This is a genomic window from Akkermansia sp. N21169, assembly GCF_029854675.1.
GTDB lineage: Bacteria > Verrucomicrobiota > Verrucomicrobiia > Verrucomicrobiales > Akkermansiaceae > Akkermansia.
Map to the genome: position 1 here is coordinate 45,135 of NZ_JARWNC010000034.1, position 13,833 is coordinate 58,967.

General features: G+C 52.6%; 13 protein-coding genes. 7 read left to right on the forward strand and 6 right to left on the reverse strand.

Annotated elements, in window-relative coordinates; all coding sequences use genetic code 11:
- Window positions 1–8 precede the first annotated feature (8 nt).
- The gene (zupT, locus tag QET40_RS04675; RefSeq protein ID WP_280126006.1) at window positions 9–842 is read left to right on the forward strand and encodes a zinc transporter ZupT; all 834 of its coding nucleotides are present in this window, start codon (window positions 9–11) and stop codon (window positions 840–842) included.
- 16 nt (window positions 843–858) lie between these two features.
- Here zupT and QET40_RS04680 read toward each other — a convergent pair whose 3' ends face one another.
- On the reverse strand, window positions 859–2,856 hold the full coding sequence (locus QET40_RS04680) for an ABC-F family ATP-binding cassette domain-containing protein (RefSeq protein WP_280126007.1): 1,998 nt from the start codon (window positions 2,854–2,856) through the stop codon (window positions 859–861).
- Window positions 2,857–3,047: 191 nt separating this feature from the next.
- Here QET40_RS04680 and QET40_RS04685 point away from each other — a divergent pair, with 191 nt between their 5' ends.
- The gene (locus tag QET40_RS04685; RefSeq protein WP_280126008.1) at window positions 3,048–3,641 is read left to right on the forward strand and encodes a hypothetical protein; all 594 of its coding nucleotides are present in this window, start codon (window positions 3,048–3,050) and stop codon (window positions 3,639–3,641) included.
- A 108-nt stretch (window positions 3,642–3,749) separates the two neighbouring features.
- On the opposite strand, the gene QET40_RS04690 is transcribed toward QET40_RS04685, so the two are convergent.
- Entirely contained in the window at window positions 3,750–4,253 is a 504-nt protein-coding gene (locus QET40_RS04690; protein ID WP_280126009.1) for a peptidylprolyl isomerase, read from the reverse strand.
- Window positions 4,254–4,358: 105 nt separating this feature from the next.
- On the opposite strand from QET40_RS04690, the gene QET40_RS04695 reads away from it, so the two are divergent.
- From QET40_RS04695 to QET40_RS04715, 5 genes are all read left to right on the forward strand, one after another.
- Window positions 4,359–5,144 carry an Hsp33 family molecular chaperone HslO gene (locus QET40_RS04695; protein WP_280126010.1) on the forward strand — a complete coding sequence of 262 codons (786 nt, stop codon included), beginning with the start codon at window positions 4,359–4,361 and terminating at the stop codon, window positions 5,142–5,144.
- Window positions 5,145–5,647: 503 nt separating this feature from the next.
- Window positions 5,648–6,055 carry a hypothetical protein gene (locus tag QET40_RS04700; RefSeq protein WP_280126011.1) on the forward strand — a complete coding sequence of 136 codons (408 nt, stop codon included), beginning with the start codon at window positions 5,648–5,650 and terminating at the stop codon, window positions 6,053–6,055.
- Window positions 6,056–6,081: 26 nt separating this feature from the next.
- Window positions 6,082–7,158: a hypothetical protein gene (locus tag QET40_RS04705; RefSeq protein ID WP_280126012.1), complete on the forward strand. Its 1,077-nt coding sequence runs from the start codon at window positions 6,082–6,084 to the stop codon at window positions 7,156–7,158.
- A gap of 38 nt (window positions 7,159–7,196) precedes the next feature.
- On the forward strand, window positions 7,197–8,165 hold the full coding sequence (locus QET40_RS04710; RefSeq protein WP_280126013.1) for a GDSL-type esterase/lipase family protein: 969 nt from the start codon (window positions 7,197–7,199) through the stop codon (window positions 8,163–8,165).
- 53 nt (window positions 8,166–8,218) lie between these two features.
- Window positions 8,219–9,259: a nucleoid-associated protein gene (locus QET40_RS04715; RefSeq protein WP_280126014.1), complete on the forward strand. Its 1,041-nt coding sequence runs from the start codon at window positions 8,219–8,221 to the stop codon at window positions 9,257–9,259.
- A 120-nt stretch (window positions 9,260–9,379) separates the two neighbouring features.
- Here QET40_RS04715 and QET40_RS04720 read toward each other — a convergent pair whose 3' ends face one another.
- The 4 genes from QET40_RS04720 to QET40_RS04735 all read right to left on the reverse strand — a co-directional run bounded on the left by QET40_RS04720 (window position 9,380) and on the right by QET40_RS04735 (window position 13,813).
- Window positions 9,380–10,216, reverse strand: a complete 837-nt coding sequence (locus QET40_RS04720) for an NAD(P)-dependent oxidoreductase (protein WP_280126015.1) — start codon at window positions 10,214–10,216, stop codon at window positions 9,380–9,382.
- A gap of 65 nt (window positions 10,217–10,281) precedes the next feature.
- The gene (locus QET40_RS04725; protein WP_280126016.1) at window positions 10,282–12,972 is read right to left on the reverse strand and encodes a tetratricopeptide repeat protein; all 2,691 of its coding nucleotides are present in this window, start codon (window positions 12,970–12,972) and stop codon (window positions 10,282–10,284) included.
- 98 nt (window positions 12,973–13,070) lie between these two features.
- Window positions 13,071–13,499, reverse strand: a complete 429-nt coding sequence (locus tag QET40_RS04730) for a DciA family protein (protein WP_280126017.1) — start codon at window positions 13,497–13,499, stop codon at window positions 13,071–13,073.
- Window positions 13,500–13,579: 80 nt separating this feature from the next.
- On the reverse strand, window positions 13,580–13,813 hold the full coding sequence (locus tag QET40_RS04735) for a ferredoxin (RefSeq protein ID WP_280126018.1): 234 nt from the start codon (window positions 13,811–13,813) through the stop codon (window positions 13,580–13,582).
- Window positions 13,814–13,833 lie beyond the last annotated feature (20 nt).

Here is a 13,833-nt window from a genome sequence, read left to right on the forward strand (position 1 = left end):
TTGTGTGTATGTTTAAGAATCATTATCAAATGGATTACAACTCTTCCTATATTCTTCATGTTCTTCTGATGACGACTTTGGCCGGTCTGGCAACCGGGATCGGCGGATTCGTTATTTTTTTCATGAAACGGACGGACACAAAGTTGCTGACCTTTTCCCTGGGATTTTCCGGAGGTGTGATGGTGTACATATCGCTCGTAGAACTATTGGGCATAGCTCGGCAGGATTTGATGGGGATCTATGGTGACCGCATGGGGGCCGTCTGGGCATTGATTTCATTTTTCGGAGGGATCGGCATTGCCGCCTTGATTGACAAATGCGTTCCGGCGGACGAGAACCCTCACGAGTTTCCGGATGTGTCACAGTTGAACTCTCTGCCGTCCTCCGTGCCGCCTCCGGGGAGCATCAAGCGTTCGGGATTCCTGTTTGCGCTGGCCATCGGCATCCACAATTTTCCGGAAGGCATTGCGACGTTTGCTGCAGGGATGAATTCGATTTCCATGGGAGCTTCCATTGCTCTGGCTGTGGCCGTCCATAATATTCCGGAGGGCATGATTGTAGCGGTTCCCTTGTATTATGGTACCGGTAGCCGGAAGAAAGCCGTGGTTTATTCCTTTCTGTCGGGGCTTGCCGAACCGGTGGGGGCTATCCTGGCGATGCTGGTGATTTTCCCCTTCCTGTCGCCGACTCTTCTGGCAGTGCTTTTTGCGAGCGTGTCGGGGATTATGGTGTACATTTCGTTCGATGAACTCCTGCCAATGGCGGAGAAGTGGGGGCACCACCACTTGTCCATCTACGGCATCATCCTCGGCATGCTGGTAATGGCTCTGGTTTTGATCTAGCGGAGGGGACGGGGCGTCAGGATTGAACGGAGTTTTCTAATTCCCGTTCCTTGTGTTCTATTTGTTCGGAAACATCTGCCCATTGGGTGTAGGCGTTTTCCAGGGCGCGGTCGGCATCCTGAAATTGGCGTGTCAGTTCCAGAATCTTGTCGGAATCGGAAGCTATGTCCGGCTCGGACAATGCGGCGGCAATTTCTTCCTTACTCTGTTCGTGCCGGGCGATGGCCTCTTCCAACTCTTCGAGTTTTTGCTGAAGGGGGCGCAGGTAGCGCGCTTTCAACTGGCGCAGTTCAGCCTCTATCCGCTTTTGAACCTTGCGATCGGCAACCGGTGGAACGATAGTACCACGAGTTGCGGAAGAGGCGGAGTCGGGCAGGATTGTCAGGCGAGCTTTGATGGTGTTTTCTTCTTCGGTTTTGGCGATATAGTCCGAGACATTGCCGATAAACGTTCTGGGCGGGCATCCCGGACGGAATTCGATGACCTTTGTCACGATGGGATCCAGAAAGCTTCTGTTGTGGGAGACGATGCAGTAGGAACCGGGGTATTCCAGCAGTGCCCGTTGAAGGACCTGCTGGGATTGAAAGTCGAGGTGATTGGTCGGTTCGTCGAGGATCAGGAAGTTGGCGGGATGTAACAACATGCGCACAAGAGCTACTCGCGAACGTTCGCCCCCGGAGAGGATTCCTACTTTTTTGAACACGTCGTCGCCTCGGAACAGGAAGCATCCCAGAAGATTGCGGACGATGGGGGCAGTTTCTCTGGAGGCGGCGGCTTCAACGCTTTCGAGAACCGTCTGGTCGGGATCCAGGTCATCGGCGTGTGTCTGGGAGAAGAATGCGATGTGCGTGTGGTATCCCATCACAACTTTGCCGTCGGAGGGTTCCTCTGTGCCGGAAATAAGGCGGGAGAAGGTCGATTTGCCGGCACCGTTGACACCGACGATGGCAATGCGGTCTCCTTTGGTAATTTCCAGGTTGTAGTGGTCGAGGATGGAAATAGGACCGTAGTTTTTCGAGACATTCTCCAGCTTGACGACGGAATGTGCGCCTTGGGGAGGTTCCGGGAAGCGGAAATTCATGATGGCGTCATCGTCTTCAATTTCGATGAGTTCCACCTTATCCAGCATCTTGATACGCGATTGGACGAGTGTTGCCTTGGATGATTTGGAACGGAAGCGGTCGATGAATTGTTTGGTTTTGGCGATTTCGCGTTCCTGGTTTTTTTTCTGGCGCAGGAGGATTTCCTTGCGGGCGGCGCTTTCCTTGAGGAAGAAAGAGAAATTGCCGGAATATTCTTCAGCGCGGCCATGGTAGAAAGCGATCGTGCGTGTGACAAGGGCATCAAGCAGGGAGATATCGTGGGAGATAATGATGATCGCCCCCCTGTAATTGTGAAGATACTGTTCCATCCATCGCTGGGACTGGATATCCAGATGGTTGGTCGGTTCGTCCAGCATCAGGATTTCCGGCTCGCGCAGCAGAAGCTTTGCCAGAGCGATGCGCATTTGCCAGCCTCCTGAAAATTCTCCGCAATCGCGAGTGAAATCGGAGTCCTTGAAGCCGAGGCCGCGCAGGATGGATTCTGTCTTGGGTTTCAGGCGTGCAAGGTCGTGGTTGTGGAGGACGAGCTCGCGGGCGCCGATCTTGTCGAGCAGGTCGGAGTAGGTTGAGGAGCGCGGATCCAATTCTTGGAGGGCTTCCGTCATTTCGTCGATTTCCCTCTGCAGTTCCCAGAGGTCGGAGAATGCGGAAAGAGCTTCGTCTATCAGGGAGATACCGGAGATGTGGATGCCTTCCTGCGGCAGATAGCCGACTTGGAAATGCTTCGGCAGGATGATTTCTCCTTCGTCTTGTTCCTGAATTCCGGCGATGCACTTCATCAACGTCGATTTGCCGGCGCCATTGTGACCGGCGAGGGCAATTCTTTCCCCGGCTTCGACGGTAAACGAGAGTTCCTTGAAGAGAACCCGGGCGGCGAATTGGACTTTCAGGTTTTGGACGGACAGAACCATGGGCGCGCGAGGATAGGGGATGTTTCTCTGGATTTCAAGGGTGGCTTTTGTCTCAAAAGATGAATTTACAAACGGATAGATCTTGATATCGTTAGAATTTTGGAGTACGGGGCATAGTAGTTATGAAGGACAAGACTCTTTACTATCTTTTCTTTTTCCTGGGTATTCCCTTCGGCATTCTTGGTTCCGTCATGCAATTCTGGCAGGCGCTTGAGCAATTACAGGGGAAGAGCGATATCATATTCGTATTGATGGTAGCCTTGGTGTCGATTTTGGTTTCCTTCGTAGGGTTTGTTGGCTGTATTTTTGCATGGATGCTCCAATACCGTGTTTGGAAGCGTCTTCAGGTATTGAAGAAAGAAGATCCGTCTAGGTGCATGGATATGCCCGATGCAGGCGTGGCCGTGTGGTTTCAGTTTATTCCTTTATTCAACTGGTATTGGAATTTTGTATCGTACTGTTCGTTATGGAAATATGCTCGGATATTTCTGTCGAGACGGGGGATTGAGGATGATTTTCGTATAGCCCGGTGGATGGGTGCAGGGTTTGCCTCCATTACGATCCTGTCCCAGTTATGCTTTTTACTCATGTCGATCGTATCCTCTGTTGTAGGGATCGGTGCACAAGGGATTTCTTCACAACAATTGAATGAGAAAGTCTTGCATGTCGTGGTTCCTTATATGTGGGGAGCTGCAGGATTGAGTCTCCTGAGTATCGTTTTGTTTGCCTGTCTGGTAACATTCATGTACCGCTTCCGGAAGATTACGGATGTAGTTGCCTCCTGATGGGGATATCCCGTCGAACGGGGCAGAAAAAAGGAGGATGTTGTCGTCCGGATTGTACGATCCGGAGAAACATCCTCCAAGGATTGTTGAGAAGTACCTGGTTGGGAATTACTTCGCCAGAGCCTTGTTCCACACGGCGATTCTGTCGGCCTGTTCGGCGAACAGGTCGGCGGTGTCGTCATGGATTTCGATGCTGTTGATCGTGTCGCCCTTGGCGATGGCATCGACAACATCCTGTCCTTCCGTCACTTTGCCGAACACGGTGTGTTTACCGTTCAGCCAGGGAGTGGCGGTATGGGTAATAAAGAACTGGGATCCGTTGGTGCCGGCTCCGGCATTAGCCATGGAAAGAATGCCGGCTCCGTCGTGGAGGAGGTCGCTGCGGAATTCGTCTTCAAACTTGTAGCCGGGGCCACCCATGCCTGTACCGGTCGGGTCGCCGCCCTGAATCATGAAGTCGGGGATGACGCGGTGGAAGGTAATACCGTCATAGAAGCCTTGGGAGGCCAGGTTCAGGAAGGATGCCGCCGTGACGGGAGTCTGGGAGGCGAATACGGTCAGTTTGATATCGCCCTTGGAGGTTTTGATGGTGATGTTTTTGTCTGTAGCCATGCGGGGATCATAGATAGGGAGCGATGACGGGTAAAGTTCGGATTGCGGAATGCCGATGACGGGGGAAGGTATTGTCTTTGGCTCGCCCAGATGGAAACTGTCACCATGAGCGAAGAATTTGTTGACGAATTCGTAAAGGTGGAATCCATCTTCGTGAGGCATCGCAACTGCCATCTGCTCCGTGCGCATTTTTCCCCCATGTACACGGATTATTACCTGCACCTGATGCAGTACGGCCTGAGGAACGAGGAACCGTGCGACAGCATGCTGAAGGATTTGCTGGCGTATTTCACTCTGTATCTGGTGGCCCGGCCATGGGCGGAACAACATGCCTGGACGGTGAACCTCAAATCGCCCGGTCCCGCCAATCTATTCGTCACGGGATCATCCCTGACGGAATCCGTGGTCGGACGGGCTTTCGTCAATGATATCCGCATTCCGGAAAATAATCTGTTTTATGCCCAGATGTACAAGGACGGCAGGGAAATCCGTTCATCGGTCATCGATATCAAAGGAGATACTCCCGCAGAGTGGGTGGAGGAATTCTACCAGCAGAGCGAGCAGAGGCTGGCTCGCTGCCTGGAACTGCCCGATGAGTGCTTTACCATGGTGACTGCCCAGCCGGACGCCGATGAGGAGTGGCTTGGCTCGCTGACGGTGGACATGATGAAGGAAATTGATTCCGTCGAAGAAACCAAGCTTTTGGAAACGCGGAAGTTCAAATTCAATTGCGGCTGTAATATAGGGCGTATTCTGCCGACGCTGAAGGCGATGGAAGACAAACTTGACGAGTTGTTTGCCGGGGAGAAATCTTTTGAAGTCACCTGCCCGAGATGCGGGGCCGTTTATCCTGTCACCCGCGACATGATTGAGAAGAAAGACGGGGAATAAACCTCTGCTGAAATCCTGTTTTCCGATTGACGTCTGCAATCTTTTTTACAGATGGGTACCGTTGGTGGACAGAGTGCGGATCCTTTTCTTTTTGAGTAGCTGTCCATTCCGAAAATCTGATTCCGGAATGGACGGATAACTTGTGACGGAACTGCAATATATGTTTTAATAAATACTTTCCAGAATGGCTTGGAAAGTCTATCATAAAGCACGTGCCGACGTGTCCTAAATGTCTTCAAGCGTTTCACCGTGGGGCGGACTCTATTTGTCCGCGTTGCGGGTTTTCTTTGGACACTGTCAACCAGCAGTATGGGAAGTCTAAGGTGCCCTTTCGTCGCATTTGCGATCATGCAGGGGCGCTGAGGCATCATGACCGCATTCGGCTGGCGCGGGATCTTGAAAAATATGAACGGCGTATTCTTCCGGCGGCACTGGCTGTTTATTTTCCGAATATTACGGAGCCGTTCAGCTTGATGCGTCATACGTTTTGGATGTTTAATCACATGGATATCCAAGTGGCCGGGTTTGGAGAACGTGGGGAAAAACTCGGGGTGGATCCCCAGTGGCTTCTGGTATTGGTGATTGATGTGAGGACGGCCACGGCCTGTTTCATCTGGGGTTACCAGCTTGATCCCTATATTCATATCGAACGGATTAATGCCAGTATCGTGAAGTCGCGACTTCTTCTGCGCGACGGGCTGTTGATGGCCGGCATCAGGAAAGTGATGAAAGATGCAGTTCGTCATGTGGTCTCACAAGCGGGGCCTGTGTTGCGCCATCCCGGCAAATACAATGTGGTTTTCAAAAAAGAAGAAATGCCTTTCATCGAAGGGAAGGAAACGAAAATCTCTTTTAGGAATGAGGGGAAAATTCCGGATAAGGAGGCGGGAAAGAGAAAATGGGAATTGTAAGATCCTATGGTCGGTGGCTGCCCGGCATGTTAGCCGCCGTATTGTTGATGGGGGCGGTTGTTGCTCCGGGGGAACCGGAACCTTCCGATCCTCAAGATCGGCCGGAAGGGAGTTCGATGCCGGAATGGACGGAGAAGGATCAAAAATCTGTTCTTCTGGGCAAATGGTGGGATTCTGTCTCTTCCTTGTTGCCGGGTGTTCCTTCGGATGATGAGAAAGATGCTCCCATTCCCGCCGTATCGGCATCCGAGACAAGTCCCGTGGATCCTTTCCCGGAAAATTTCGAGAGAGTGGACGAACAGTTCCTGCCGCAGTATATCCGTCCATCCGGTATCGGATTAATTGATCCGCAAAAACTGTTGACGGAGGTTGAACGCGATGACGTCCTGCTCCTGATGGCCAGGCTTCAGGAGCAGTTTGGCATTCATGTGTATGTAAGCATCTTTGCCAAGGGGCAGTCAGTGCCGCCGGAAGTCAATGCTCCAACGCTTGCTCGCCAGGTGTTTCAACCGGGGGAACGCAGCATGTTGCTTCACGTACATCTGGGCGATGTCCAGTCCATGCAGATTGCGGCCGATCAGGAAATGAACGATGCGATGGGGGATCGTCGCAGGCGCATTGTCCTTCACCACATCAAGGAAAATGCTTCCGTGTTTACCGATCCCATGGATCAATTGCTGGAAGCGATGGCGGCTATGGCCCATTATGCGCGGGAGGAAAGCCGGGAGGCCATGACGCAGACCAAACCTGGTATCTCCTTGTCCGGAACCAATATTCCTTCTGTCAATGTAGAAATTACGGAACCTGAGGGCGTCAAAAAGAATTCCATTGGGGCTCTGGTGAAGGTATGGGAGGAGGAAATGCTGGCGTACCGGGATTTGCTGCTCATCGGACTGGTGGGGGTGATCCTTTTTGCAACGGGATATTTCTGGTTTAGGAGCAAGCGCCCTGTTCACTTGCTGCCGAGCGAAGCGGATGTGCGCCTCGGAGCACCCCACGGCGCCGGTATCAGCCGGGGTATCAATTATGGAGATCGTGAGGGAACTCAGCCTGATTCCGTATCGCGCCAGCAGATGCGCGATCATATGAGGGATATCTCTTAAACTCTGAATCCTGTTGGACGAACGAAGGAATGCCGGCGATGAGAGAACATCATGCAACGATACATGGGCTTTGGACGGAAACCGGAGAATTAGAGCTTTCGCTTGCCGGCAATGTACCCGAAGGGGCGGTGATCCGCTACTGTTTCCCTTGGGACGGTCCCCGTTTATTGTTTTTGCAGGGGCAGTACCTGGCTCCCGTCGCATGCGATCCGGGGACGGAAATCCGGGCCAGAATCTTTCTGGGACGCAAGGGAATTTCAGAGGTCCAGGCCTTCACCCGTCCGGGGATGCCTCCGTCATTGCCGACTCCGGAAATCCTGGTGAGGAGGACGCAGAACAGGGACTTTATGGCCTACGACTGGGCTATACGCCATGGGGCGGTGTGCCGTGCCGTGCGGAAGCTCTCTCCCCGTCTCCTGATGTTGGGGGATTCCATTACTCATTTCTGGGGAGGGGAACCCTATGACGATTCTCCCTTGGATTATGTGGCGACGGCTCCTGCCTTGTGGACGGAGTACTTGGAGGGGTTTAAGCCCGTCAATCTCGGATTCGGCAATGACAGGGTGGAGAATGCCTTGTGGCGAGTGGAACACGGAGAACTGGACGGAGCCGCACCGGACTCCCTTTGCGTCGTCCTTCTGGGAACGAACAATCTGCCTGCTTCGTCGCCGGAGGATATCTCTGCCGGTCTCATGGCCTTGTGTGCTTCTGTCAGGGAATGTCTGCCCGCTTGTTCCATTCTGCTACAGGGAATCTATCCTCGGGATGACCAAGGGGAACAGATGCATGGAAAATTGATCGCAACCAACAATTTAATCCGTTATGCCGTAGAATCTTCCGCGATGTCCCGCTTGTATTATGCAGACATCGGTTCTGTGCTGGCGGATGCATCGGGTCACTTGAAACCGGGACTGACGCGCGACGGACTCCATCCTACCCGGGACGGATATCGGGAAATTGCCCGGGTGCTTGTTCCAGAGATAGAACGCCTGTCATGCCGGACATGACGGATACGATTCCTCCTTGCCTCCGGAGATGATCTCGGCATAATCCCGCCAACATGATGATAGATGTATCTGAAGCCAGGATCGAATCTTTGGTTATTCACCGCGTGGTTAACCAAGCCAGTGACCAAAGCAATAAATTTGCCAATGAAGAGGTGACTCTGTCCTCGGAGATGAAGGAGTTACTGATGCGTTTCTTCTTTTCATCCCTGAATCCGGGAGAAATTTACAATTTTTATGCCGGTGCCATGGAGGAGCCGGAATCCGTATGTTCATGTGCCCGGGCTCTTTTCGACGGCGAAGCCGAATTCATGCAAACATCCGTTTCTATAGCGGAGATTCTGCATGACGTCGCGAAGCATCCCCAGGTGAAGGACGGAGACCTCTATGTCGTTCGTTTTTCCGGGTGCCGAGTCGATGGTACGGAAGTGGATTCCCTGGGGCTCTTCAAGTCCGAGGTGAAAGAGACCTTCATCCATTTGGTGGAGGACGACAGAGGTTTCCATATCGAACGCGGAGAAGGATTTAGTGTCAACAAGATGGACAAGGGATGCCTGATCTGTAACGCGGAACGAGACAAAGGGTTCATCTTGAGTGTGTTCGATACAACGGGCAAGGGACGCAAGGCCGCTTTCTGGATCGAAGACTTTCTGGATGCCAGGCTTCAGCGCGACAGCAAGTTCTATACGGAAAACACGGTGAAAAGCGTTAAGGAATTCATCACCAAGGAACTGCCCAAAAAGAAGGAGGTTTCCAAAGATGAAGAATTATCCGTGATGGACAAGACGATGGAATATTTCCGCGACAAGGAACGATTCGACCGTCGTGAATATGAAGAAACCGTTTTTGCCGATGACGAAACACGCCGGGAATTTTCGGAGTTCCTTTCCTGCCGCAATGATGGTCTGGACGATTGGAATCAATTCCCTATTTCCGAAGAAGGAGTGAAGAAGTCCACAAAGTTTCTCAAGAAGGTTATCAAGCTGGACAAGGACTTCAGCATCTACGTCCACGGCAGCGGAAACTTCATGCAGAAGGGTTTTGACAAGGAATACGGACTGAAATACTACAAATTCTTTTACACGGAAGAGAAGTAGGACAGAGGCTTTTTCCTTCCCCTTGTTCCGAATCCTTATAGATCATACAACAGACGGTTCCGGAGTTGATCTCTTGGAACCGTCTGTCATTTGCTCATGGGCGAGCAAGGGGACCTCTGATTATTGGTTGAATTGAGAGGCCAGGACACAGAAATCCTCCTCGGCATGTCCTTCCTCACAGAGGCGCGCCATGATGGAGGAAACCAAGCCGATCTGTGGCGGATCAATGCCTTTTTCCCGTGCCAGTTCGATGGCGTAGGTACTGTCCTTCCGCATGTTGTCCAGGGAGAAATGGGTGGAGAAATCCGCTGCATCCATATAGGGTACCTTGAAGGAGGCGAGGGGGGATGCGACGACGTTCTGGGTCATGGCTTCCAGCAGGTTTTCTGCCGTCATGCCGTGTGCTTTCGTAATGGCGAGAGCCTCTGAAAGTCCCTGCACCATGGTGGCGGAAAGGAGATTGGTGACGAGTTTGAGGACTGTGCCGTTGCCCATTTTCCCCGTATAGATGATGGCCTTGGAGGATTTTTCCAGCAGGGGACGTACCTGTTCCAATACCTTTTTGTCGCCGGACACGTAATAGGCCAGAGTACCGTTGGTGGCCGGTATGCGCGAGCCGGTGAAAGGACAGTCTAGATAGCTGCAACCTATTTGTTTGCAACGTTCTGCAAGAATATGGACTGTTTCCAGGTCAATGGTGGAGTGGTTGAGGATGATATGGTCGTGCGTCAATGCCGGAGCCAGTGCTTCAAAAACTTCCATGCATGCCTGACGGTCTTTGAGATACAGGCTGATGATACGTGTCTGTCCGGCGGCTTCCGCTGGGGACGAAACGGCTCCGATGTGGGTACTTTTGGGAGTACGGTTCCAGACGGTGACGTCAAGACCGAGTGAAGCAAGCCTTCCGGCTACGCCGGAGCCGATGATTCCGAGTCCGAGAATTGCAATGTCGCTCATGTAATGATTCTAGCCGTTTCACGCTAGAGTTTCACGCTTTTTTACTCGGAACGGGATAGGGAAGATCAAAAGAATCTGCCACGGCGTTTTCTGTTGACAAAAGGGTCGTTATTCTTTGTCGCGGGGGCGGGTTGAGGAACCGCTTTTTCTGTCGAGGGTGAGGACTTTTTGCCGGAGGTGCCGGAGTGGCCTGAAGTTTTGCTGCCGGTGGATGTTGAACTTGAAGAGGAATTTTTGGACTCAGTCGATTTACCGGAGTTCTTCGGAGATGACGATGAGGTGGTTTTGGGTTTAACCGGTTGTTCTTCTTTTTTACCGGAAGATTCACGGGAAGCAGGTTTGGCTTCTTGTTTTTGTTCTTCTTGCTTGGATTCCGGTTTGGGTTTGGCTTCCTGCTTGGATTCCGGTTGGGGGACATCTGGCGTGGCGTCCTCTTTTTTATCGTCTTGATTCTTGGAGGGATCCGGTTCCTGCGGGGCGACTGCCTGTGCCGCAGGCTGAGGAGACTGGATGGCTGCAACGGGCTGATTGTGGGTAACAGGGTTGGTTACCTGGAGACCATCTCCGCTCGGTTGAGAAGAACCGTCTGCCTCCGGTTCCGGAGTATTGGCGATGACTGGTTGGATAACCGGCAGAGCTGTTCCTTCTGCCAGAGCTTTCTGCAGTTCGGGATCGGGCAGGGCCCCTGCATTGATGGCTTTGTCGTAGGAAACTCGCGCTTCTTTGAATTTGCCGCCTTTGGCAAGTGTCGCAGCCATGTTGAAATAGGCATCCGCAAAGGCCGGGTTGACCTTGACAGCCTGTTCGTAGTAGGAGACGGCTTTGTCGGTGTTGTTGTAGAGACTTTCGATATTACCGAGATAGAGCAGGGCCGTTGCGTTGTCCGGTTCGATCCGAACGGTTTCCGTAAAGGATTCCGTCGCTTCCTTGTAGCGGCCGGAACTGTACCGGGCGATGCCTAGCAGGAACTGGGCCGGAGCGGAATCCTTGTCGATTTCCACAGCGCGTTTGAGGTGGATGATCGCTTCATCGACAAGACGGCGTTTCAGCAGGATGGCTCCCAGGTTGACACGCCCGGCAAAGTGATCAGGCTTGCTGTCGAGCAGTGTTTTGTAAAGTTGTTCGGCCGCTGCGTAACGGCCTTTGTTAAAGGCTTTTTCCGCGGCTTGTCCCATGGCTTCCATTTCGTACTGGCGCTTGATTGCCAGTTCGGTTTCCTGGCGCAATCTGTCTTGGTCTGAGGCGAGTTTGAGAGCTTCCGCCTCTTCTTCCCGACGCTGTTCCTTGTTGCGTTTGTCAATAGTGGCGAGGAGCTCTTCTTCTTCGGGCGTCAGTTTCAACTTGCTCTCGTCATTGAGCATAGTGAGAGCTTCCGCCATCTTGGGATCTTTGAGTTTGAGACGAGTATAGGATTCGATGAGAAGTTCCCGGCTCTTGACCTGGGTGGCAAGCAGGCGCATTTGTTTGTTGACGGCGGAACGCAGGATCCGGTTTTCTTCGATGTCGAGAGGGTCTGCTTTGGGAGAGGCTGCCAGTTTTTCCAGTTCGGCTTCCGTGTTGACAAGTTTAGTGTTCAACTCCGAGATGCGTCTGCGATAGCCGATGTTCTCGTCAAACATAGCTGCGAGGCGTACTTTCAGCTGTGCCACTTCGGCACGCGTCGCTTCCAGTTCTTTGAGATTGACGGCTCGCATATCTTCGCTTTGTTGTTTTTCGTTTTCCAACTGGGCGATTTTGGCTTCGGCTTCTTTGAGACGTGCGGCGAGGGAAAGGTTGGTATCAAGGAGATTCTTTGTTTTTTCCGGGCTATTGAGTTCAATAATGGCCGCGAGCTGGTCCCTTTCCTTGCGCAGGGCATCTCGATCCTGAGTGACTTCCGCCAGCATTTCCTGGCTTTGTTCAAGCTGCTGGGTGAGATGGGCGACCTGGTCTTCCGCCTTTTGGCGAGCTGTTTTGGATTCTTCGAGTTCCTTTTTGGTCGAGTCCAGTTGCTTGGTCAGAGAACGCACGAGTTCGTTGTTAAAATTGCGTTCCTGTTTGAGTTGGGCTTCCAGTTCGTTGTAGCGTTCCTGCAGCGCCTTTTCTCCGGCTTCGGCTAGGACTTTCTGCTTGGTGGCGATCAGGAGTTCCTGCTTCGTTTCCTTGAGAGCATTAATAAGGGCTTCATTTTCAAGCTTGAGACGCATGTTCTCATGTTCCAGCCTCTCATAGCTTGATCCTGCGACTTCGGCTGAGGCAGGAGAAATGGGAACGTAAGGTTGTCTGTTGCTTTCGGAATTCAGCCGGCGTTGGGCACCGCTTTGGGCCCGGCGTTGGGCTTCCAGTTCCTCGAATGAAGGGATGCCTCTTACTCTTTGGGCTCCACCTTGTTCCGCAGCATGCTGCTCGGCTTCTTTTCCTTGTTTGGCTGCTTGCTCTTTGGCAAGAGCCGTCCAGCTGCTGAGATTGTCCTGAAGGAGTTTTTGACGGCGTGCTACCATGGAAGTCCTCCATTGAGGATGGTCGCGTGCAATAGCCGATATGATCGTGGAGGCATCCTTGATTTTGTGGATGGCCTCGACGTATTGCTGTTTTTTTGCAAGACGTTCGCCTTCATCGCACATTTTCCATGCATGGTAGTACAGTTCACTTGGGTCGCTGCCGACTGCACTGAAAGACGATGAAACGGGAGCTCCGTCTTGTGCCCGGACAATCACCGGGACCGAACAAGCCAGAAGAATAAGGCAGACGGCTAATCCGGACAGTCGAGGTTTCATGGAAGTGGAAGAGAGATGGGGCGGAATGGAATGTGGCAGTTCAGCCAATTCAACCGCAATCTTGCAATCAGGCAAGGATTTTCCACGTCTTGCTGCGTTTATCCGATGCGGAAACGAACGGTTTGGACGGTATTGTGTCCGAATTCAGCTCTGAGCTTTTCCAGAAGGGCTCCCTGCCATTGCATCATGTGGTAGCGCATGGCCGGTTGGAGAACATGAATCGTGGCTATTCCCCTGGCGATGGAGACGAGTTCCGCCTGGCTGCCGATAAAGTCGCCGGCTGCCCGTTTCCAGCCTTCGCGGAGGGTTTCGGGATCTACAGACGGACCGTCCAGTGGGAGTTTGGAAAGCACTTCGGCCAGGATGTGTTCCATACTGCGCGGTTTCCGCATGTCTTCGGCGGATGTAACGCCGAACCAGTCGGCCATTGCCTGGTCCTGGTTGCGAAGTCCCGTGGAGCGGTAACGCCTCCTTACAGGGGAGGAGTCCGGATCGGAGGGGGATTTCTCTTGTGGATTTTCCGGCATGCGGGCGGTGACGAAAGAAGCCCGGTGGTTGTAGGCAACCTGCCGGGCTCCGGAATGAAACAGATCGAAATGCCGGTTTTTTATTCGCCGTCGTCGCCGATAGCTTCCACGGGACAGCCTTCCATGGCTTCCTCGCAGGCATTTTGTTCTTCTGCGCCGGTAGGTTGCTTGATGACGATGGAGTAGCCTTCGTCGTCGTTTCTGCCAAAGTTATTGGGGGCGGTTTCGCGGCACAGGTCGCAATCGATGCAGGAAGAATCTACATAGAACTTACCGGGAACATTGCCTTCGTTTTTGTCGTTTATATCAGCCATATTGATGATGAGTTAAGTGG

Excerpts from the sequence above, each read along its gene's own strand:
- zupT (WP_280126006.1), top strand. The coding sequence starts at position 9 with ATGTTTAAGAATCATTATCAAATGGATTACAACTCTTCCTATATTCTT.
- QET40_RS04680 (WP_280126007.1), bottom strand. The coding sequence starts at position 2,856 with ATGGTTCTGTCCGTCCAAAACCTGAAAGTCCAATTCGCCGCCCGGGTT.
- QET40_RS04685 (WP_280126008.1), top strand. The coding sequence starts at position 3,048 with ATGCAATTCTGGCAGGCGCTTGAGCAATTACAGGGGAAGAGCGATATC.
- QET40_RS04690 (WP_280126009.1), bottom strand. The coding sequence starts at position 4,253 with ATGGCTACAGACAAAAACATCACCATCAAAACCTCCAAGGGCGATATC.
- QET40_RS04695 (WP_280126010.1), top strand. The coding sequence starts at position 4,359 with ATGAGCGAAGAATTTGTTGACGAATTCGTAAAGGTGGAATCCATCTTC.
- QET40_RS04700 (WP_280126011.1), top strand. The coding sequence starts at position 5,648 with ATGGATATCCAAGTGGCCGGGTTTGGAGAACGTGGGGAAAAACTCGGG.
- QET40_RS04705 (WP_280126012.1), top strand. The coding sequence starts at position 6,082 with ATGTTAGCCGCCGTATTGTTGATGGGGGCGGTTGTTGCTCCGGGGGAA.
- QET40_RS04710 (WP_280126013.1), top strand. The coding sequence starts at position 7,197 with ATGAGAGAACATCATGCAACGATACATGGGCTTTGGACGGAAACCGGA.
- QET40_RS04715 (WP_280126014.1), top strand. The coding sequence starts at position 8,219 with ATGATGATAGATGTATCTGAAGCCAGGATCGAATCTTTGGTTATTCAC.
- QET40_RS04720 (WP_280126015.1), bottom strand. The coding sequence starts at position 10,216 with ATGAGCGACATTGCAATTCTCGGACTCGGAATCATCGGCTCCGGCGTA.
- QET40_RS04725 (WP_280126016.1), bottom strand. The coding sequence starts at position 12,972 with ATGAAACCTCGACTGTCCGGATTAGCCGTCTGCCTTATTCTTCTGGCT.
- QET40_RS04730 (WP_280126017.1), bottom strand. The coding sequence starts at position 13,499 with ATGCCGGAAAATCCACAAGAGAAATCCCCCTCCGATCCGGACTCCTCC.
- QET40_RS04735 (WP_280126018.1), bottom strand. The coding sequence starts at position 13,813 with ATGGCTGATATAAACGACAAAAACGAAGGCAATGTTCCCGGTAAGTTC.